Origin of the sequence: Stutzerimonas tarimensis, assembly GCF_042648805.1 — a bacterium.
GTDB lineage: Bacteria > Pseudomonadota > Gammaproteobacteria > Pseudomonadales > Pseudomonadaceae > Azomonas > Azomonas tarimensis.
Genome location: NZ_JBHRXZ010000022.1, coordinates 975,362 through 993,596 on the forward strand (window position 1 = coordinate 975,362; position 18,235 = coordinate 993,596).

Here is an 18,235-nt window from a genome sequence, read left to right on the forward strand (position 1 = left end):
CGCCCCCGTAGGAGCGAGCTCGCTCGCGAAGGGTTGGCGCGGCACCAGAAGCCTTGCGCAGCCTCACAGGCCGCTTCGCGAGCAAGCTCGCTCCTACCAAAAGCGGGTCGGGGTTTGACCCAACGGCCAAGGCATCCACCGCCCGTAGGCATGAAGGGAAAAAACAGACAGCAGTGCTTGCTTTAACGCCATCCCGGATATAGATTAAAAACAATCCCGTCGGTTTTGTGCTTTTCCGGACATTACCGTGCAGCCGCTGGCGAAGAACAACAACCCCAAGCTCACTGGCGAGGTACCCATGACAAACACCCAATCCCCGGATCGGGAGGTCCTGCTGGACATCTACCGCAGGGCCCACCTGATCAAGACCGCGGACGACCGCTTCATCGAGCTGATCAAGGCCGGGCAGATCGCCTCGCCCTATTACTCGACGCGGGGCCAGGAACTGATCCCGGCCGCCCTCTCGGTCAACCTGAAGGCCGCGGATTACGTCATCACCACCTACCGTGGCATCCACGACCAGTTGGCCAAGGGCATTCCACTGCGGCCATTCGTGGCCGAGTTCATGGGCCGAGCCACCGGCACCTGCAAGGGCAAGGGCGGGCCGATGCACATCACCCATCTGGCCTCCGGCCTGCCGGTGACCACGGGGGTGGTGGGCTCGGGCCTGCCGATCGCCAATGGCCTGGCCTGGGCTGCCCAGCTGAACAAGACCGGGCAGGTCACGGTGTGCAACTTCGGTGACGGAGCGACCAACATCGGTGCCTTCCACGAGGCATTGAACCTCGCCTCGGTGTGGAATCTGCCGGTGATCTTCGTCTGCCAGAACAACGGTTACGCCGAACACACCAAGTACGAATTCGGAACCGGCGCCAAGGCCATCGTCGACCGCGCCATCGCCTACGGCATGCACGGCATCCAGTGCAACGGCAACGACGCGGTGGAGATGTACCAGGCGGCCAACGAGGCCATCGAACGCGCCCGTGCCGGCAAGGGCCCGACCCTGCTGGAAGCCAGGACCTTCCGCTTCCGTGGCCACCTGCTCGGTGATGACTCCCACTACATTGCCAAGGACGAAATGGCCGCAGCCATGGAGGCTGACCCCATGCCGCGACTGCGCGCCTGGCTGATCGACCAGGGCCACGCCACCGATGCTGACATCAGCGCCATCGAAACCCGCAACCGCGACGAGTTCGAGGACGCGGTGGAGTTTGGCCTGTCCAGCCCCTGGCCGGACGTATCGGAACTGTCGAAGGACGTCTACGCAGAGGAGGCTCGGGCATGAGCGAGGCAAAGGCAAAACGCATGAACATGTCCCAGGCCATCAACATGGCGCTGCATGACGCGATGGCAATGGACAAATCCGTCGTGGTGCTCGGCGAGGATGTCGCCGACCCGCAAGGCGGTGGGGTATTCAAGTGCACCGCCGGCCTGTCCGATGCCTTCGGCACTGATCGGGTCCGTTCCACACCCATTTCCGAGCAGGCGATCATCGGCGCCGCCGTAGGCGGTGCGCTGGCCGGGTTGCGCCCGGTGGCCGAGATCATGCTGATGAACTTCATTGCCGTGGCCATGGACCAAGTGGTCAACCACGCGGCCAAGCTGCGCTTCATGACCGGCGGGCAGACCCACGTACCGCTGGTGATCCGTACCGCCACGGGCGCAGGCTTCGGTACTGGCGGCCAGCATGCCGACTACCTCGAGGCCTGGTTCGCCCATACCGCCGGGATCAAGGTCGTGGCGCCGTCCAACCCAGGGGACGCTTACGGCCTGATGCTGTCGTGCATCTTCGATGACGACCCCTGCATCTTCGTCGAGAGCCTGCCGCTGTACTTCGCCCAGGGCGAGCCGCCGGTGTCTGGCGAGCGCGTGCCGCTGGGCAAGGCGAAGGTTGTGAAGGAGGGCCGCGACATAACCCTCATCACCTACAGCCGTACCATGTTGGAAGTCATGGCGGTGGCCACGGCGCTGGAAAAGGAAGGCGTCTCGGTCGAGGTGGTCGACCTGCGCACCATTTCGCCGCTGGACATGGACACCATCGCCGCCTCGGTGCGCAAGACCGGCCGCGCCGTGATCGCCCACGAGGCCCAGGTGGACTTTGGCGTCGGTGCCGAGATCGCCACCCGCCTGCATACCGAACTCTTCAGTGAACTCAAGGCCCCGGTCGGCCGAGTAGGGGCGGCGCGCTCGCCGGTGCCGTTCTCCAAGGCGCTGGAGCAGGAGTTCATCCCCACCAAAGATCGCATCACCGCAGCCGTGAAGGCCGCACTCAAATAACAACAAGAAGGAAACAGGGCTATGGCGACCGAAATCATTCTTCCGAAGCTGGGTTTCTCGGTGAACGAAGCACTTCTGGTGGAGTGGATGGTGGATGACGGCGGCGAGGTCAGGAAGGGCGAGCTGCTGTTCAGCGTGGAAAGCGAGAAATCCGTGCAGGAGATCGAAGCCCCGGCCGACGGCGTGCTGAGGATTCTCCAGCCGGCGGGCGAGACCTACGAAGTGGGCACCGTGATCGGGGAGATCGGCTGATGGCAGAAACGCCCGGCAAGGCATGGCCGGCGAACCTGCCGCCCATGCCGCAGATCGACTTTGCCCAGTACGGCGAGGTTGAGATGCGGGACCTGTCGCGCAGTCAGCTGTATGCCGGGGCCTTCCTCGGTCGCAACTGGGCGCAGATCCCCCATGTCACCCATCACGACGAGGCACCGATCGACGCACTGAATGCGCGGCGCAAGGCGCTGGCCGAGGACCTTGGTCGCAAATTGACGCCGCTGCCCTTTCTGATCAAGGCGCTGGTGAATGCGCTGAAGGAGTTCCCGCAATTCAATGCCTCGCTGGCTCCGGGCGGAAAGCAGCTGGTGCTCAAGCACTACTTCCACATCGGCATCGCCACCGAAACCCCCCAGGGACTGCTGGTGCCGGTGATCCGCGATGCCGACCGGAAGTCGCTGGCCGAACTGGCCGATGAGCTGGTGGAGAAGGCAGCACGGGCCCGGGACAAGGGCCTGCCGATGGGGGAGATGTCCGGCGGCTCGATGACCATCAGCTCGCTGGGCTCGATTGGCGGCACCGCCTTCACGCCCATCATCAACGCTCCCGAGGTGGCCATCCTCGGGATAACACGAGAGTTCGAACGTCTGGTACTGGAGGAAGGACAGGTGGTCAGCCGGCGTTTCCTGCCGCTGTCGCTCAGCTACGACCATCGCGTGATCAACGGCGCCGATGCGGCTCGCTTCTGCCGCTTCCTGGCCCAGCAGTTGGCCGACCCGGCCGCTTTGATGTGACTTTGTGGGGGACACGTCCATGAATGCCGAAAACAATAATACGACCGCGCAGGACCGCTTCTCCGTCGAAGGCCGGGTGGTTCTGGTCACCGGTGCCGGAACCGGACTGGGCGCGCACTTCGCCCGGGTGCTTGGTGCCAGCGGCGCCCGGGTGGCCTGTGTGGCACGCCGGGTGGAGCGGGTCGAGGCCATTGCCGCCGAGATTCGGGCGACGGGCGGCGAGGCCATCGCCTGCAACATGGATGTGACCGATCGTGAGTCGATCGCCCGGGCACTGGAGCAGATCGAGCAGGAGTTCGGGGTGGTGGACGTGCTGGTGAACAATGCTGGCCTGTCCAACCCGGCGCCGTTCCAGAGCATGAGCCAGGAGCAATGGACCTCGCTGCTCGACGCCAACCTGTCGGGACCCTTCTATGTCGCCCAGGCGGTGGCCCAGCGGCTGATCGCGGCGGGCAAGCCGGGTTCGATCATCAACATCGCCTCCATCCTCGGGCACCTGGCCAGGGCCGCCTTCCTCAACTACGGCACCACCAAGGGCGGCCTGATCAACATGACCCAGTACATGGCCCTGGACCTGATCGATCACGGCATCCGGGTCAACGCCATCGCGCCGGGTTATTTCCCCAGCGAGATGACCAACCCCTTCTACGAGTCCGACGCGGGCCAGAAGGAAATCGCCAACCTGCCACCTAAGCGGCTGGGGCGACACGAGGAGCTGGACGGGCCGCTGCTGCTGCTGGCCAGCGAGGCGTCGTCCTACATGACAGGTTCCGTGGTGACGGTCGATGCCGGTCACTCCATCCGTCTGTCTTGATCGGTCAGGGGGCACGGGCGTCGGAAATGCTGGGATTTTCAAGGCTATTGGGCAAAAATTGCGAGTCGCCTGAAGTCCCCGCTGTCTAACACTAAACACGGGTCGTAGGTATGGATGGATCATTCGAAGTGCCGGATAGCGAAACAAGACCGCGGCGTCCTGCGCGCCGTGGCAAGTCCGAAAATGGCAGTTGGCAGGCCGAGAAGAGCCACCTGATGCGCATGCATATCCTTGAGGCAACCATGCGCTGTCTGGTGGATATCGGTTACACCCAGACCACCACCGAGAAGATCGCCCGTCAGGCAGGGGTGTCCCGCGGGGCGATGACGCACCACTTCAAGTCCCGCGACGATGTGTTCAGCGCGGCCGCTACCTACATCACCGACATTCGTGTCAGCGAGTACGACACGGCGATCGCCGAGGTCACGGTGCAGTCTGGCAACGCGCCGACCTACGAGGCGATGCTGAGCACCATCCGTGCTCTGCAGAGCTACTACATGAAGCCATCGTTCCTGGCGTTCCAGGAGCTGCTGCGCGGCGCGCGCACCGATGCCCAGCTCAACGAGGTGATGGCGCCGCTGGAGCAGTCGCTGGACGACCGGATCAGCGCCAGCATGGTGTCGCGTTTCCCGGTGTGGGCGAAAAAGGAGCTGCGTCAGACCGGCGAGGTCCTGCGCGACCTGATGATGCATACCCTTCAGGGCGTGGCGCTGAATCCCTCGCCGTACCTGCAGGGTGACCGTCTCGAGCGGCTGCACGAGGTATTGGCAAAGACCGCCATGACCGAATTCCGCGAAGCCTACCCGGAGCAGGTCGCCGCACTCGACACCTGATCCAGGCGAAAGGGCGAAAGGGCGAAAGGGCGAAAGCAGTTGCGCTGTTTTCGTCTACCTTATATAAAAACAAACAAGATGGTTTCAAACAGGGCTGCATGATGAATCCACTCGATCAGATTCCCGCCGACCTCTCGGTGGCCCACCTGCTCAGCCAGGACGCTGATGGCCTCGTCTTGCGCGGCAGCCGCTGCGGCCGCTGCGGCGAGGTATATTTTCCGCCGGTCGACAGCTGCACCGCCTGCTGCAACGGCGAGATGGAACCCCTGCACCTGGGTGCCGAAGGCAACCTCTGGTCCTGGACCGTGCAGGCCTTCATGCCCAAGAGTCCCTTCAACAGCGGCGAGACGGAAGCCGACTTCAGTCCCTACGGCGTCGGCTACGTGGAGATGCCCTGTGGGGTAAAGGTGGAAAGCCGCCTGACCAGTGCCGATCCGGCCGGGCTCAGGATCGGCATGCCGATGAAGCTCGAGCTGGTGCGCTATGGGCAGCGGGCCGACGGCACGCCGCTCTACACCTACGCCTTCGGCCCGGCAGGAGAGCTGTGATGGAAGAGATCGCGATCATCGGCATCGGCCTGCAGCCGTTCGGCCGCAACGACGGCATGTCCGGCCAGGCCCAGGGCGCCGCGGCGCTGCGGGCGGCGCTGAAGGACGCCGGGGTGGGCTGGGAGCAGGTCGGCGTGGCCTACGGCGGCAGCCAGGACGGCGGCAACGCCGATGCGCTGTCCAATCACTTGGGGCTGACCGGCATTCCCTTCGTCAATGTGGCCAACGGCTGCGCCACCGGCGGCAGTGCGCTGGCCAGTGTGGTGGCCTCGCTGCAGGCCGGCGTGGCGGACATCGGCGTGGCGGTGGGCTTCGACAAGCATCCGCGCGGCGCCTTCAATCCCAAGCCGGCCGACTGGGGCCTGGAGGACTGGTACGGCGAGACCGGGCTGATGCTCACCACCCAGTTCTTCGCTCTGAAGACCCAACGCTACCTGCACGAACACGGCATTCCCGAGGAGGCTCTGGTGCACGTCGCCCAGCGCGCCTTCCGCAACGGCGCGCTCACCCCGCATGCCTGGCGCCGCCGCGAACTCTCCTTCGAGGAGATCGCCGAATCCATGCCGGTGAACCTGCCGCTGCGCAAGTACATGTTCTGCAATCCGGCGGAAGGCGGGGCCGCACTGGTGCTGTGCCGGGCCAGCGAAGCCCGAAGGTACACCGACCGCCCGGTGATCGTCCGCGCCGCGGCGATGCGCACCCGCCACCACGGCTCCTTCGAGGTGTTCAGCCCGGGGTTGGCCGCGAAGCAAGCCCCCGCGCCCACGGTAACCGCCTCGAAAGCCGCCTACGAGATGGCCGGGGTCGGCCCCGAGGACATCGACGTGATCCAACTGCAGGACACCGACAGCGGCTCGGAAATCATCCACCTGGCCGAGAACGGCTTCTGCGAGCACGGCGAGCAGGCCCGCCTGCTGCGTGAGGGGGCCACCGACATCGGCGGTCGCCTGCCGGTGAACACCGACGGTGGATGCCTCGCCAATGGCGAGCCGGTGGGCGCCTCCGGACTGCGCCAGGTCATCGAAATCTGTTTCCAGCTGCGCCAGCAGGCCGGGGCCCGTCAGGTGCCCGGCACGCCCAGGCTCGGCTACACCCACGTCTACGGCGCACCGGGCGTAAGTGCCGTGACCATCCTCGAAGCGCGCTAGCCGGCACTTCAGCCACTGCACAGCTCAACAAGAACAATGAGGGCTCCGCAATGAACAATCCGAACCAGCTGAAATTCACCGTCCTGCCCCCGGAAGAGGTGGGCGATCCGAACCTGTTCCAGACGCTGCTGAAGCAGGAAAGGGTCCCGGTGCCGGAGCACCTCAAACCCAACAACCCGGGCTCTACCGATGAGGACCTGTCCACCGAGCGCTACAGCGCCCGCTGGTTCCACCGGATTGAGGCCGAGAAGCTGTGGCCGAAGGCATGGCAGATGGTCTGCCGTGAGGAAGACGTGCTCAAGCCTGGCGACCATGTGGTCTACGACATCGTCGACACCTCGATCATCATCATGCGCGGGCAGGACAACCTGATCCGCGGCTTTTACAACTCCTGTCTGCACCGTGGCCGCGCCTTGCGCATGAGCAGCGGGGCGGTCAACCAGCTGCGCTGCCCCTATCACGGCTTCACCTGGGATCTGCAGGGCGAGCTGAAAAGCCTGCCCACCACCTGGGACTTCAAGCACCTGGACCCCTGCGAGCAGAAGTTGCCACAGGTGAAAGTCGATACCTGGGGAGGCTTCGTGTTCATCAATATGGATCTGGACAGCCACTCGCTGCAGGAACACCTGGACGTGCTCCCGGAGCACTTCAAAGACTACAACTTCGAGCGCTCGGTAAGCATCGCCCACGTCCAGCGGCGCATGAGCTGCAACTGGAAGGTGGCCCAGGAAGCCTTCATGGAGTCCATGCACACCCGCGCCACACACCCGCAGATCATGACCTTCACCGGCTGCATCGACAGCCAGTACGACATGTTCGGCGAAAACATCAGCCGCAGCGTCACCCCGATGGCGGTGACCAGTTCCAACCTCAAGGACGTGGAAGAAGCCCTGATCCTCCACGACATCCTCGAGGGTTCCGGACGCATGGCCGAATCCGATGCCAGCAAGCATGTGCTGCCGGAGGGCATGACCACCCGCGAGTACATCGGCGAGCTGAATCGCAAGGTGTTCTCCGAAGCCGCCGGGGTGGACCTGTCCCACGTGACCCTGGCGGAGCTGGAGGACGCGATCCTCTACTCGATCTTTCCCAACACCCAGGTCTGGGCCGGTTACTTCGGCAATATCGTCTACCGGGCGATCCCCGACGGCGACAACCACGAGTCCTGCCTGTTCGACGTCTGGCTGCTGGGCCGCTATCCCGAGGGCTCGCCGCGCCCGGCCGGCGCCAGGCTGACCCGCCTGCCCGACGACAAGGACTTTTCCGAAGCGCCCGAACTGGGCGCGCTGGGGCCGGTGTTCGATCAGGACATGGGCAACCTCGACGCCATGACCAAGGGGCTGAAGACCTCGAAGAAGGGCGCCGTGACCCTGGCCCACTATCAGGAAAGCCGCATCCGCCACCATCACCAGACCCTGGACAAGTACCTCGGCCTGGATAAGTAGCGCGACCGGCAATGCCTCCGCCAGGGGCCGGCGCGCCGGCCCGATTTCCCGACAAGAAGAGACATGCCATGAACAAGAGCATTCGTGAGAAGGCCTTGCGCTTGCAGGACGCGGTCAAGCGCTTCTGCAGCGAGGAAATGCCCGCGGCACTGCTGGACAAGGCCCACCGCCACCAGGTGCTGGACAAGGCCGACTATGTGCAGTGGATGCAGTTGCTGCAGCAGAAGGGCTGGGTGGCAGGCCACTGGCCAGAGGAGCACGGCGGGCAGCAATGGTCGTCTCTCGAACGCTTCGTCTTCGAGGACGAACTGGCTCGCCAGGGCTGCCCCTGGATCATTCCCTTCGGGGTGAAATACGTAGGGCCGGTGATCTACAGCTTTGGCAGCGAGAAACAGAAGAAGCGCTTTTTGCCCGGCATCCTGTCCACCGAGGAATTCTGGGCCCAAGGGTACTCCGAGCCCAACGCCGGTTCCGATCTCGCCGGGCTGAAGACCCAGGCGGTGCGTGACGGCGACCACTACGTGGTGACCGGACAGAAGATCTGGACCACCTACGCCCAGTGGGCCGACTGGCTGTTCTGTCTCGTACGCACGAGCAACGACGGCAAGCCGCAAAGCGGCATTTCCTTTCTGCTCATCGACATGAAAAGCCCGGGCATCACTGTCAACCCGATCCACACCATGGACGGCTACCACCACGTCAACGAGGTGTGGCTGGACAACGTCCGGGTGCCGGTGGAAAACCTGGTGGGCGAGGAAGGCAAAGGTTGGAACTACGCCAAGTTCCTGTTGAAGAACGAGCGTACCGCGGGGGCCATCGTCGGTCAGGCCTGGCATGTGCTGGACCGGCTGAAGAAGCTGGCCCGCGAGCCGCGCGCCGATGGCAGTCGCCTGCTGGATGAGCCCTTGATGCGCCAGCGCATCGCCGGCTTCGAGCTGCGCTTCATCGCTCTGCAGGAGGTCGCCTACCAGGCGGTGGAGGCCATGGTGGAAGGCACCGACAACGGCGGCGAGGCCTCGATCATCAAGATCCGTGGCACTGAACTGTACCAGGAGGTCTCCGAGGCGCTGGTGGAAGCGCTGGGCCCGGCCGGCATCGCCTTCGACGTCGAGGCGCTGCATCAGGCAGGCATGCCGCCACTGGGGCCGGATGACGCCGGAGGCATCCTAAAGGAACACTTCTACAACCGGGCGGCGACCATCTTCGGAGGCTCGTCGGAAATCCAGCGCAATATCATTGCCAAGATGGTGCTCGGCCTATGACTACCGATCTCGAAACCATCTCCATGCTGCGCGACAGCCTGGAACGCTACACCGCCGACCATTATAACTTCCTGCAGCGCGCCAGACGCCTCGACGGGCCGGCAGGCTTCGATCCGGCGATCTGGGCGACCTATGCCGAGCAGGGTTGGCTGTCGCTGCGTCTGCCGGAAGACCTGGGCGGCCTCGAAGGCGACGCCGTGGCCGTGGGCGCAGTGATGGAAGTGGTCGGCGCCCGCCTGTTGATGGAGCCGTTGCTTGGCTCGGCGGTGCTCGCTCCCGGCGTGTTGCTGCGCCAAGGGTCGGAGGGGCAGCAGGCCGAGCTGCTGTCGGCGATGGCCGAGGGGCGGTTGCAGGTGGCATTCGCCGATTGCGGGCTGGACGCGCCGGCCTGTCGCTATGCCGGGGAAACCCTGGTTGGCGAGATCCCGCTGGTGCTCAACGGCGACAGCGCCGACCTGTTCATCGTCCCGGCGCTGGACGAGCGCCGCCAGGTGGTGTTCTGCCTGGTCCGGGCCGATGCCGCCGGGGTGACGTGCAAGGCGTTCCGGCTGGTGGATGCCCGTGGTGCCGCGTCGTTGTCGTTCGAAGGCGCCGCCGTGACCCTGCTGCAGCCTGAAGACGACGCGCCGAGCGCCGCCGAGACCCTGGGCCAGGTGCGCGACGAAGCCGCCGTGGCGCTCTGCGCCGAAGCGCTGGGCGTGGCGAGCAGCCTGTTGCGGGTGACCAACGAGTACCTGAAGGTGCGCCAACAGTTCGGCAAGCCCCTGGCGGCCAACCAGGCGTTGCAGCATCGCATGGCGGATGTGTACCTCCTGGTGGCGGAGATCCGTGCGCTGACCCGGGCCATGCAGCAGGCCATGACCCTGCCGAGCGATGAGCGCGGGCGGATCATCAGCGGCGGTCGCGCCTACGTGGTGCGCGCGGCGCGCAAGGTGGGCAACGAGGCGATCCAGCTGCACGGCGGGGTGGGGGTGACCGAGGAACTGGACGTCAGCCACTACTTCCGCCGGCTGATGGTCAACGCCGTGCTGCACGGCGACCACGACGCGCAGTTCTCGCGCTTTGTCGAACATTCTCTGGCCGATTAGGAGGGCTCATGCGCAAGGACATCAGTGGCTATCAGGTGCGTCTGGACGAGCAGAGCAGCGCCCGCTATGCCGGCAGCAGCGAATGGATGGGGCGCACCGTGGCGCAACTGGCCGGAGCGCTGGCCACCCAGGACCCACAGCGCATCACCCACAGCTTCGACGGCGAACCCTGCCGCATCGGCCCGCTGCTGGACGACGCCCGGCTGCTGGCCGGCGCGCTGCAGCGGCGCGGGCTGGTGCAGGGCGATGTGATCGCCTTCCAGCTGCCGAACTGGCGCGAGGCGGCGGTGATCGACCTCGCCGCCAGCCTGTTGGGGCTGGTGATCGCGCCCATCGTGCCGATCTACCGCGACGCCGAGGTGGCCTACATGCTGGCCGACTGCAAGGCCAAGGCATTCTTCCATCCCGGTGAATACCGCGGCTTCGATTTCGCTACCATGGTCGAGCGCCTGGCTTCCGAACTGCCGGCCCTGCAGTTGCGCTGTCCGGTGCGCAGTGCCGCCGGCGGGCGCAACGGCTTCGAGCAGATGCTGGGCGAAGCCCAGGCGCTGGAGGCCGCGCCCGAGGTGGACGCCCACGCGGTCCGGCTGATCCTCTACACCTCCGGCACCACCGGCCGGCCGAAGGCGGTGTTGCATTCCCACAACACCGGCCCGACCCGGCTCAAGCGCGCCTTCGAGCACTGGTTCCGAGGCGCCGAAGACGCTGAACGGGTGCTGCTGATGGCCTCGCCGGTCACCCACGTGACCGGGCTCAGCGCCCTGGAGCTGCCGTTCTACCTGGACGCCCGCACTGTTTTCATGGACCGCTGGAATGCCACCGAGGCGCTGGGTCTGATCGAGCGCGAGGGGGTGACCATCAGCCTCGGCGCCACACCCTTCCTGCACGAGTTGCTGAGCCAGGCCGAGCAGCAGGGCAAGCGCCTGCCGAGCCTCAGGCGTTTCGCCTGTGGCGGTGCCGAAGTACCGCCCGCGCTCATCTACAAGACTCGCGAAGTACTCGATAACTGCCGCGCGTTCCGGGTGTTCGGCTCCAGCGAGGCGCCACTGGTGACCCTGGGGTTCGTCGGTGAAACCAAACTGGAACAGGCCGCCACCACCGATGGTGAGATCCTCGACTACCAGGTCCGCCTGCTGGACGACGAGGGCCGGGACGTGGCCCAGGGACAGGAAGGCGAGATCTGCGTGCGCGGCGCGGCCATGTTCCTCGGGTATGCCGACCCGCAGCAGACCGCCGAGAGCTTCGACGCCCAAGGCTTCTTCGCCACCGGCGACCTGGGCCGTATCACCGCGGACAACGCCATGGTCATCACCGGGCGCAAGAAGGACCTGATCAATCGCGGGGGCGAGAAGGTCAGTGCCAAGGAGGTCGAAGACATCCTGCATCAGCACCCCGCCATCGACGAAGCCGCCGTGGTCGCCATGCCCCACGAACGCCTTGGCGAAACCCTCTGCGCCTATGTCATCCTCAAGCCTGGCCAGGCGCTGACGCTGCAGGGCCTGCTGGAACAGGTCTGTCACGCGGGCGTGGCCAAACAGAAATACCCCGAGCGTCTGGTGGTGGTGGAGGATTTCCCCCGCACCGCCTCGGGCAAGATCCGCAAGGATCGCCTGCGCGCCGATATCCGCGAGCGCCTGGCCGCACAACAACAATAAGCGACACCGAATCGGAGTACCGACCATGGAACAGACCCTGCTGCAAGTCCGCATTGCCAGGAAGGCACAGGAGGCGCTGGATATCGTCACCCTGGAGCTGGCCCCGGTGGAGGGTGAGCATCTTCCGGCGTTCAGCGCCGGCTCCCACATCGACGTGGAGATCAGGCCCGGGCTGGTGCGCCAGTATTCCCTGTGCAACGACCCCACCGAAAAGCACCGCTACCTGATCGGCGTGCTGCGCGATCCGGGCTCCCGTGGCGGCTCGGTGGCGGTGCACGACGAGCTGCAGGAAGGGCAGGTGATCCACATCAGCCCGCCGCGCAACCACTTCGCCCTGACCCAGGCCCCCCATTCGCTGCTGCTCGCCGGTGGCATCGGCGTCACCCCTATCCTGTGCATGGCCGAGCGCCTGGCGCAGATCGGCAGCGACTTCGAGATGCACTACTGCTCCCGCTCACCGGAGCGCATGGCCTTCCGCCAGCGCATCGCGCAGTCGGGCTACGCCGGGCATGTCCATGAGCACTTCGACGACGGCGACCCGGCGCAGAAGCTCGACCTGCCGACGGTGCTGGATGCCCAGCCGGCCGGCACCCACCTCTACGTCTGCGGCCCGGCGGGCTTCATCGATTTCGTCAGCGCCACGGCCGAGCAGAAGGGCTGGGGCAAGGAGCGCATCCACTTCGAGTACTTCGCCGCCAAGGCGGTGGATACCTCCGACGACGGCAGCTTCGAGGTGCAGGTCGCGAGTACCGGCAAGGTCTATACCATCGGCAGGGACGACTCAATCGTATCGGTGCTCGCCGAAGACGGCGTGGAGATCACCACCAGCTGCGAGCAAGGCATCTGTGGCGCCTGCATCACCCGCGTGCTGCAAGGCCAGCCGGATCACCGTGACCAAGTCCTCACCGACCAGGAGCGCAACGAGGAAAACTGGTTCACCCCCTGCTGCTCCCGCTCGCTGACGCCCAAGCTGGTGCTGGATATCTAAGGTCGGCCAGAGGCTGACCTGGGCAGTTCGGTGGGAAAGGCTTCGCCGTTTCCCACCCTACCGATCTGCAAGAAGCTTCCTGCCGGCCGCGCTTGAGCGGTACGCCCACCTTTTCCTTCATGGAGTCTCCCATGCAAAACCGTCCCCTCGGCACCTCCGGCTTTTCCATCGCTCCGCTGGTGTTCGGCGGCAACGTATTCGGCTGGACCCTCGACCGCGAGCGCGCCTTTGTTCTGCTGGACCGCTTCTTCGAGGCCGGCTTCAATTGCATCGACACCGCTGACGTCTACTGCGCCTGGGTCGAGGGCAAGCGAGGAGGGGAGTCCGAAACCATCATCGGCGATTGGCTGGCTGCCCGCCCCGATCATCGTGAGCAAGCGGTCATCATCAGCAAGGGCGGGGTCAATCTCGAAACCGGCAGGATGGATCTGTCCGCCGAGTACATCACCCGCGCCGTGGAAGCCTCGCTCAAGCGGCTGCAGGTCGAGCGCATCGACCTCTACCTCAGCCACTGGCCGGACCCCACCACACCGGTGGAAGAAACCCTGCGCGCCTACGAGAAGCTGATCGAGCAGGGCAAGATCGCCGCCATCGGCTCATCCAACATCGACGCCGGGCAGATCCGCGAGGCGCTGGACGTCTCGGACCGGGAAGGCCTGCCGCGCTACGCGCTGCACCAGCCGGAATTCAACCTCCACGACCGCGCCGGCTTCGGCCCCGAGCTGCAGCAGCTGTGCCTCGACGAGCGCCTTGGGGTGGTCAGCTACTACAGCCTCGCCTCCGGCTTTCTCACCGGTAAGTACCGCAGCGAGGCGGATCTGTCCAAGAGCCCGCGTGGCAAGGACGTGGCGAAATACCTCACGCCCCGCGGCATGCGCATTCTCGATGCGCTGGAGGAAGTCGCCGCCGAACTCGATGCCAAGCCGGCTGAGGTCGCCCTGGCCTGGGTCATCGCCTACCCGGGCATGACCGCGCCGGTTGCCAGCGCCTCGACCCTTGAGCAGCTGGAAAGCCTGATCCGCGCCGCGTCGCTCAAGCTGCCACTGGACGCTTTCGAACGGCTGGACCAGACCAGCCGGCACGGTCGCGAATGAGCCACGCCACCCGTCTGCTGTTCGCTTATCTCGGGGTCACCCTGATCTGGGCCACCACACCGTTGGCGATCCAGTGGGGCACCCTCGACACCAGCTTCGACTTTGCCGCCATGTCACGCATGGTCATCGGCATGTGCTGCGCGCTGCTGCTCATCGGCCTGATGCGCGTGCCCCTGCCGCGGCACCGTCGGGCGCTGGCCTCCTACACGGTGGCCGGGCTCGGCCAGTTTCTCGCCATGTACGGCGTCTACTGGGCAGCCCAGCGCATCGACTCCGGGCTGATGTCGGTCATCTTCGGCCTCTCGCCGCTGGTCACCAGCCTCATGGCCAGCCTCTGGCTCGGCGAAAAGCTGCTCAACCTGCCGCGCCTGCTGGGCATGTTGCTCGGCCTGGTTGGCCTCGGCGTCATCTTCGGCGACGGCGCGCTGCTGCTGGAGCCCGGAATGCTTCCCGGCATCACCGTGCTCCTGCTTGGCGTGCTCCTCCACGCCGCGAGTCTGGTGGGCCTGAAGTACATCGCTGACGACAGCCCACCGCTGGCCACCACCACCGGCGCGCTGCTGGTGGCCACGCCGCTCTTCCTGCTCGCCTGGTGGCTCGGCGGCGGCACCTGGCCAGCCACCTACAGCTGGCGCGGCGGGCTGTCGATTCTCTACCTCGGCGTGTTCGGGTCGGTGCTGGGCTTTGCCCTCTACTACTTCATCGTCCGCCACATGGCCTCCGAACGCGTCGCCCTGATCCTCGTCATCACTCCCATCGCTGCGCTCTTCGTCGGCTGGCAATTCAACGACGAAGCCCTGCCCGCCACGGCCTGGATCGGCGGCGCGCTGATCAGTGGTGGGTTGCTGTTGCATGTGCGGGGGAGTCGGGCCGGACGGTTGGAGGGGAGGGGGCGTGGACTTTCCAAGCCCCCGCTGGCCCGTCCGCATTCCTAGCCTGCGGATCGATCAGTGCACGTCATGTGTTTTCTCGTTGACTTCGATCTGGCCACCCTAGGCGCTGATTGTCACCCGGCAAGGGATACTAGATAATCAGAAACCATGCGACGAATCCTGCTTCTGACTCTTACGCTTGCGATGCTCGGCTTGAGTAGCGTCGGCTTTAGCCTGGCCTACCACCATGAGCTTGGAGAGGTAGGGCAGCGTGTCGTCGTGGGTGAAGCGCAAAGCGGCGAGAGCAGCAGTTTGCTTCGCTTTGGCGAGCATTTTTGTCATCTTGGCGCCCATCTCGCTGCCCTGCCATCCCATGGTTGGGTCTCACCACTCTTTCCGGCGAAGCAAACGCAGACTGTAGACTCGGTCGACATGCTGCCGAGTTTCTTCCCTGACCGGCCTTTGCGTCCTCCGCGTACCACCTCCTGATTCAGCACAAGAACGCTCTGCCTCTTTCGGCAGGCAGCAATATTGTTGAACCCAGGAGTCGTGCATGCGTAAGCCATGTGCACCTATGGCTTTGCTTGGCTGTGTGCTAGGCACGGTCACGCTTTTTACAGCCGCGTCACCTCAGCAGAACCCTCTTGAGACGGCAGCCCCTCACCTGTCGGGGCAGCCGATTGCCAGCATCGCTGGGACGACAGACATACTTACCCTGGCCGTTGCGATGCAGCGCGCGATCGAAGCAAGCCCTGAATTAGCCTCGGCACGCAGGGCGCTTTTCGCCAATGATGCGTTGATCACCCAGGCTCGTGTTTTTCCAAATCCTGTTCTATCCGCCACACGAGATGAAATCGGCTCGGACGCGCCCATTACGGAATTGGTGCTCAGCCAGGAAATCGAGCTGGGCGGCAAGCGTTCGGCCCGTATCGCGGCGGCCCAGACTGCCCGCGGCGCTGCCAGCGCCGATCTCGACGCAGCGCGTGCGCAGCTGCTCAGCACGGTAACCGCCTCCTTCTTCGCCGTACTCGTCGCTCAGGAGAGGCTGGAGCTGGCACAGGCGACATCGTCCCTGGCCCAGCGAGCGTTGAACGCTGCTACGAAACGTGTAGCGGCTGGCAAGGTTCCTTTTATCGAGCAGACCCGTGCGCAGGTGGCTGCAGCTGGCGTCCAGATGGAGCTGAGTGATGCCGAAACCGCGCTGGATATCGCACGCCAACGATTGTCGGTGCTGTGGAACGACCCCGAGCCGCGCTTTGGTCGTGTGGTTCATGCTACCGACAGTCTGCCCAATCCCCCCGCATTGGCCGAGCTTTACTCGCACCTTGCGCAGTCGCCTTTAATCCAGCGGGCTCGTCTCGAGACCGAACGGTATGAAGCGCTGCTGGCGATGGAGCGCGCCGAGAGGATTCCCAATCTAACGGTAAGCGCTGGCGCTCAGCGTTCGGATGCGTTCGATTCAACACAGGCCGTGGTAGGTGTTGCAATCGAGCTGCCCTTGTTTGATCGAAACCAGGGCAACATCAGCGCGGCCGAACAACGGCTGTACCAGGCTCGGGATCAATACTCCGGATTAGCCATTCAATTGAAGCGCGACCTTGCCCAGGCTCACGCTCAACTCACGTCAGCCAACCGCCAGGCACGCACGCTGCGCGAGCAGGTGCTACCGGGCGCGGAGAGCGCTTTCTCGGCCGCTACCAAGGGGTTCGAGCTGGGCAGGTTCGACTTCCTTGATGTGCTGGATGCCCAGCGCACTCTGTTGCAAGCCCGCACCCAGTATCTCAATACCCTTGTCCAGGCCAGCCAGGCGAGCGCGGAGCTGGAACGAATTCTTGGCAGCCTAGTGGCCCCGTCCGCCACGACCCCAGAGACCGAGGAGATCAACAATTGAAAAACATAGCGAACAGGGGCGGGGTCGGCAGCAGCAAACAGCCCTTGCTGGTCGTCATCATTCTTGCCATTGGTGCGTTGCTTGGGGCCCTCATTCTGACCACTGATGTTGCGGGCTCCTCAGGTGATGGGCATGGACATGGGCATGGCCATGAAGGACATGCCAAAGCGTCAGATGCCGCGGCCGAGGACCATGAAGCTGACGAGCATGGCCATGACGACGAGCACGGTCATGATGAGGAGCACGCCGGTGGAGGTGATAGCCACCAGGAGGGCGAGGTCGAGCTAAACGACGTGCAGATACGCGCCGCCGGCATCACGCTCGCCACCGCGCAGGAGGCGGTCATTCGCAGTGGTATCACCCTGCCCGGCGAAATTGCCTTCAACGCTGACCAGACCGCGCGGGTGGTGCCACGCCTCGCCGGCGTGGTTGAAGGGGTAACGGCGGGTCTTGGCGAGCAGGTCAAGAAAGGCCAGGTGCTTGCCGTGATCGCCAGCAGGGAGCTTGCGGAACAACGGAGCAGCCTGGCCACCGCACAGAAGCGACTGCAACTGGCTCGTACCACGTACCAGCGTGAGAAGCAGCTTTGGGAGGAGGGGATCTCCGCCAAGCAGGACTATCTTGCTGCGGAGCAGGCGCTACGCGAGGCAGAACTCACGGTCGCCAACGTCCGGGAGCAGCTCCAGGCGCTCGGCAGCGATGCGGGAACCCCGGGTGCGCTTAGCCGCTATGAGGTGCGGGCTCCGTTCGACGGCATGATCGTCGAGAAGGACATCACCCTGGGCGAGGCCGTCAGCGCAGACGCGCCTGTCTTCACCCTGTCCGATCTGTCCAGCGTCTGGGCAGATGTCATGGTGCCCGCCAAGGACCTGGGCAGCGTTCGGGTTGGCAGCCAGGCCGTCATTGAAGCAACCGCCTTCGAATCTCGGGCTGAAGGGACCGTGTCCTATATCGGCTCGCTGGTAGGGCAGCAAAACCGGGCGGCAGTCGCTCGTATCACCCTCTCCAATCCTGGCGGCATCTGGCGCCCGGGTCTGTTCGTCAGCGTGCAGGTGCTTGCAGGTGAGGAGCGGGTGCCTGTAGCCGTCAAGCCTGACGCATTGCACACACTGGAAGAGCGGCCGGTGGTGTTCGTACGCACGGAGCAGGGTTTTGTCGCCGCTCCGGTGGCGACGGGCCGGCGTGACGCTGACGCGGTGGAGATCATCCAGGGCGTCGACGCCGGAACGCGCTATGCGCTGGGCAACAGCTTCATCATCAAGTCCGAACTGGGCAAAGGCAGCGCCGAGCATAGCCACTGATCGCCGGAGAAG

At 64.9% G+C, this 18,235-nt stretch carries 18 protein-coding genes; 17 read left to right on the forward strand and 1 reads right to left on the reverse strand.

What is annotated here, in order from left to right:
• The first annotated feature begins 298 nt into the window (after positions 1-298).
• From ACFOMF_RS13625 to ACFOMF_RS13695, 15 genes are all read left to right on the forward strand, one after another.
• Entirely contained in the window at positions 299-1,285 is a 987-nt protein-coding gene (locus ACFOMF_RS13625; RefSeq protein ID WP_386365714.1) for a thiamine pyrophosphate-dependent dehydrogenase E1 component subunit alpha, read from the forward strand.
• Positions 1,282-2,277: an alpha-ketoacid dehydrogenase subunit beta gene (locus tag ACFOMF_RS13630; protein WP_386365717.1), complete on the forward strand. Its 996-nt coding sequence runs from the start codon at positions 1,282-1,284 to the stop codon at positions 2,275-2,277. The genes ACFOMF_RS13625 and ACFOMF_RS13630 overlap by 4 nt, the downstream gene beginning before the upstream one ends.
• Positions 2,278-2,298: 21 nt before the next feature.
• Positions 2,299-2,529 (forward strand): biotin/lipoyl-containing protein, encoded by a 231-nt coding sequence (locus ACFOMF_RS13635; RefSeq protein WP_386365719.1) that lies wholly within the window; start codon positions 2,299-2,301, stop codon positions 2,527-2,529.
• Positions 2,529-3,284, forward strand: coding sequence for a 2-oxo acid dehydrogenase subunit E2 (locus tag ACFOMF_RS13640; protein ID WP_386365721.1), 756 nt, complete (start codon positions 2,529-2,531; stop codon positions 3,282-3,284). The genes ACFOMF_RS13635 and ACFOMF_RS13640 overlap by 1 nt, the downstream gene beginning before the upstream one ends.
• Positions 3,285-3,303: 19 nt before the next feature.
• Complete coding sequence (locus ACFOMF_RS13645) at positions 3,304-4,098, forward strand: SDR family NAD(P)-dependent oxidoreductase (RefSeq protein ID WP_386365723.1); 795 nt, start codon at positions 3,304-3,306, stop codon at positions 4,096-4,098.
• Positions 4,099-4,313: 215 nt separating this feature from the next.
• Positions 4,314-4,931: a TetR/AcrR family transcriptional regulator gene (locus ACFOMF_RS13650; protein WP_386365725.1), complete on the forward strand. Its 618-nt coding sequence runs from the start codon at positions 4,314-4,316 to the stop codon at positions 4,929-4,931.
• Positions 4,932-5,032: 101 nt separating this feature from the next.
• Positions 5,033-5,479, forward strand: coding sequence for a Zn-ribbon domain-containing OB-fold protein (locus ACFOMF_RS13655; RefSeq protein WP_386365728.1), 447 nt, complete (start codon positions 5,033-5,035; stop codon positions 5,477-5,479).
• Positions 5,479-6,627 (forward strand): thiolase family protein, encoded by a 1,149-nt coding sequence (locus tag ACFOMF_RS13660; RefSeq protein ID WP_386365730.1) that lies wholly within the window; start codon positions 5,479-5,481, stop codon positions 6,625-6,627. The genes ACFOMF_RS13655 and ACFOMF_RS13660 overlap by 1 nt, the downstream gene beginning before the upstream one ends.
• A gap of 50 nt (positions 6,628-6,677) precedes the next feature.
• The gene (locus tag ACFOMF_RS13665) at positions 6,678-8,072 is read left to right on the forward strand and encodes an aromatic ring-hydroxylating oxygenase subunit alpha (RefSeq protein ID WP_386365732.1); all 1,395 of its coding nucleotides are present in this window, start codon (positions 6,678-6,680) and stop codon (positions 8,070-8,072) included.
• Between the two features lie 68 nt (positions 8,073-8,140).
• Entirely contained in the window at positions 8,141-9,334 is a 1,194-nt protein-coding gene (locus ACFOMF_RS13670; protein WP_386365734.1) for an acyl-CoA dehydrogenase family protein, read from the forward strand.
• Positions 9,331-10,422, forward strand: a complete 1,092-nt coding sequence (locus ACFOMF_RS13675) for an acyl-CoA dehydrogenase family protein (protein ID WP_386365736.1) — start codon at positions 9,331-9,333, stop codon at positions 10,420-10,422. Before ACFOMF_RS13670 ends, ACFOMF_RS13675 begins: the two co-directional genes overlap by 4 nt.
• Before the next feature lie 8 nt (positions 10,423-10,430).
• The gene (locus tag ACFOMF_RS13680) at positions 10,431-12,077 is read left to right on the forward strand and encodes an AMP-binding protein (RefSeq protein ID WP_386365738.1); all 1,647 of its coding nucleotides are present in this window, start codon (positions 10,431-10,433) and stop codon (positions 12,075-12,077) included.
• 37 nt (positions 12,078-12,114) lie between these two features.
• Entirely contained in the window at positions 12,115-13,065 is a 951-nt protein-coding gene (locus ACFOMF_RS13685; RefSeq protein ID WP_386365849.1) for a PDR/VanB family oxidoreductase, read from the forward strand.
• A gap of 131 nt (positions 13,066-13,196) precedes the next feature.
• On the forward strand, positions 13,197-14,159 hold the full coding sequence (locus ACFOMF_RS13690) for an aldo/keto reductase (RefSeq protein WP_386365740.1): 963 nt from the start codon (positions 13,197-13,199) through the stop codon (positions 14,157-14,159).
• Positions 14,156-15,094, forward strand: a complete 939-nt coding sequence (locus tag ACFOMF_RS13695; protein ID WP_386365742.1) for a DMT family transporter — start codon at positions 14,156-14,158, stop codon at positions 15,092-15,094. Before ACFOMF_RS13690 ends, ACFOMF_RS13695 begins: the two co-directional genes overlap by 4 nt.
• Positions 15,095-15,190: 96 nt before the next feature.
• On the opposite strand, the gene ACFOMF_RS13700 is transcribed toward ACFOMF_RS13695, so the two are convergent.
• Positions 15,191-15,406 carry a hypothetical protein gene (locus tag ACFOMF_RS13700; RefSeq protein ID WP_386365744.1) on the reverse strand — a complete coding sequence of 72 codons (216 nt, stop codon included), beginning with the start codon at positions 15,404-15,406 and terminating at the stop codon, positions 15,191-15,193.
• A gap of 178 nt (positions 15,407-15,584) precedes the next feature.
• On the opposite strand from ACFOMF_RS13700, the gene ACFOMF_RS13705 reads away from it, so the two are divergent.
• A complete protein-coding gene (locus ACFOMF_RS13705) occupies positions 15,585-16,922 on the forward strand; it encodes a TolC family protein (protein ID WP_386365746.1) in 1,338 nt (445 codons plus the stop codon).
• Between the two features lie 44 nt (positions 16,923-16,966).
• Positions 16,967-18,223, forward strand: a complete 1,257-nt coding sequence (locus ACFOMF_RS13710) for an efflux RND transporter periplasmic adaptor subunit (RefSeq protein ID WP_386365749.1) — start codon at positions 16,967-16,969, stop codon at positions 18,221-18,223.
• The last annotated feature ends 12 nt before the right edge of the window (positions 18,224-18,235 follow it).

What these genes read in the sequence shown, in the direction of transcription:
- ACFOMF_RS13625 (WP_386365714.1), top strand. Translation starts at nt 299, where the DNA reads ATGACAAACACCCAATCCCCGGATCGGGAGGTCCTGCTGGACATCTAC.
- ACFOMF_RS13630 (WP_386365717.1), top strand. Translation starts at nt 1,282, where the DNA reads ATGAGCGAGGCAAAGGCAAAACGCATGAACATGTCCCAGGCCATCAAC.
- ACFOMF_RS13635 (WP_386365719.1), top strand. Translation starts at nt 2,299, where the DNA reads ATGGCGACCGAAATCATTCTTCCGAAGCTGGGTTTCTCGGTGAACGAA.
- ACFOMF_RS13640 (WP_386365721.1), top strand. Translation starts at nt 2,529, where the DNA reads ATGGCAGAAACGCCCGGCAAGGCATGGCCGGCGAACCTGCCGCCCATG.
- ACFOMF_RS13645 (WP_386365723.1), top strand. Translation starts at nt 3,304, where the DNA reads ATGAATGCCGAAAACAATAATACGACCGCGCAGGACCGCTTCTCCGTC.
- ACFOMF_RS13650 (WP_386365725.1), top strand. Translation starts at nt 4,314, where the DNA reads ATGCGCATGCATATCCTTGAGGCAACCATGCGCTGTCTGGTGGATATC.
- ACFOMF_RS13655 (WP_386365728.1), top strand. Translation starts at nt 5,033, where the DNA reads ATGAATCCACTCGATCAGATTCCCGCCGACCTCTCGGTGGCCCACCTG.
- ACFOMF_RS13660 (WP_386365730.1), top strand. Translation starts at nt 5,479, where the DNA reads ATGGAAGAGATCGCGATCATCGGCATCGGCCTGCAGCCGTTCGGCCGC.
- ACFOMF_RS13665 (WP_386365732.1), top strand. Translation starts at nt 6,678, where the DNA reads ATGAACAATCCGAACCAGCTGAAATTCACCGTCCTGCCCCCGGAAGAG.
- ACFOMF_RS13670 (WP_386365734.1), top strand. Translation starts at nt 8,141, where the DNA reads ATGAACAAGAGCATTCGTGAGAAGGCCTTGCGCTTGCAGGACGCGGTC.
- ACFOMF_RS13675 (WP_386365736.1), top strand. Translation starts at nt 9,331, where the DNA reads ATGACTACCGATCTCGAAACCATCTCCATGCTGCGCGACAGCCTGGAA.
- ACFOMF_RS13680 (WP_386365738.1), top strand. Translation starts at nt 10,431, where the DNA reads ATGCGCAAGGACATCAGTGGCTATCAGGTGCGTCTGGACGAGCAGAGC.
- ACFOMF_RS13690 (WP_386365740.1), top strand. Translation starts at nt 13,197, where the DNA reads ATGCAAAACCGTCCCCTCGGCACCTCCGGCTTTTCCATCGCTCCGCTG.
- ACFOMF_RS13695 (WP_386365742.1), top strand. Translation starts at nt 14,156, where the DNA reads ATGAGCCACGCCACCCGTCTGCTGTTCGCTTATCTCGGGGTCACCCTG.
- ACFOMF_RS13700 (WP_386365744.1), bottom strand. Translation starts at nt 15,406, where the DNA reads ATGGGATGGCAGGGCAGCGAGATGGGCGCCAAGATGACAAAAATGCTC.
- ACFOMF_RS13705 (WP_386365746.1), top strand. Translation starts at nt 15,585, where the DNA reads ATGCGTAAGCCATGTGCACCTATGGCTTTGCTTGGCTGTGTGCTAGGC.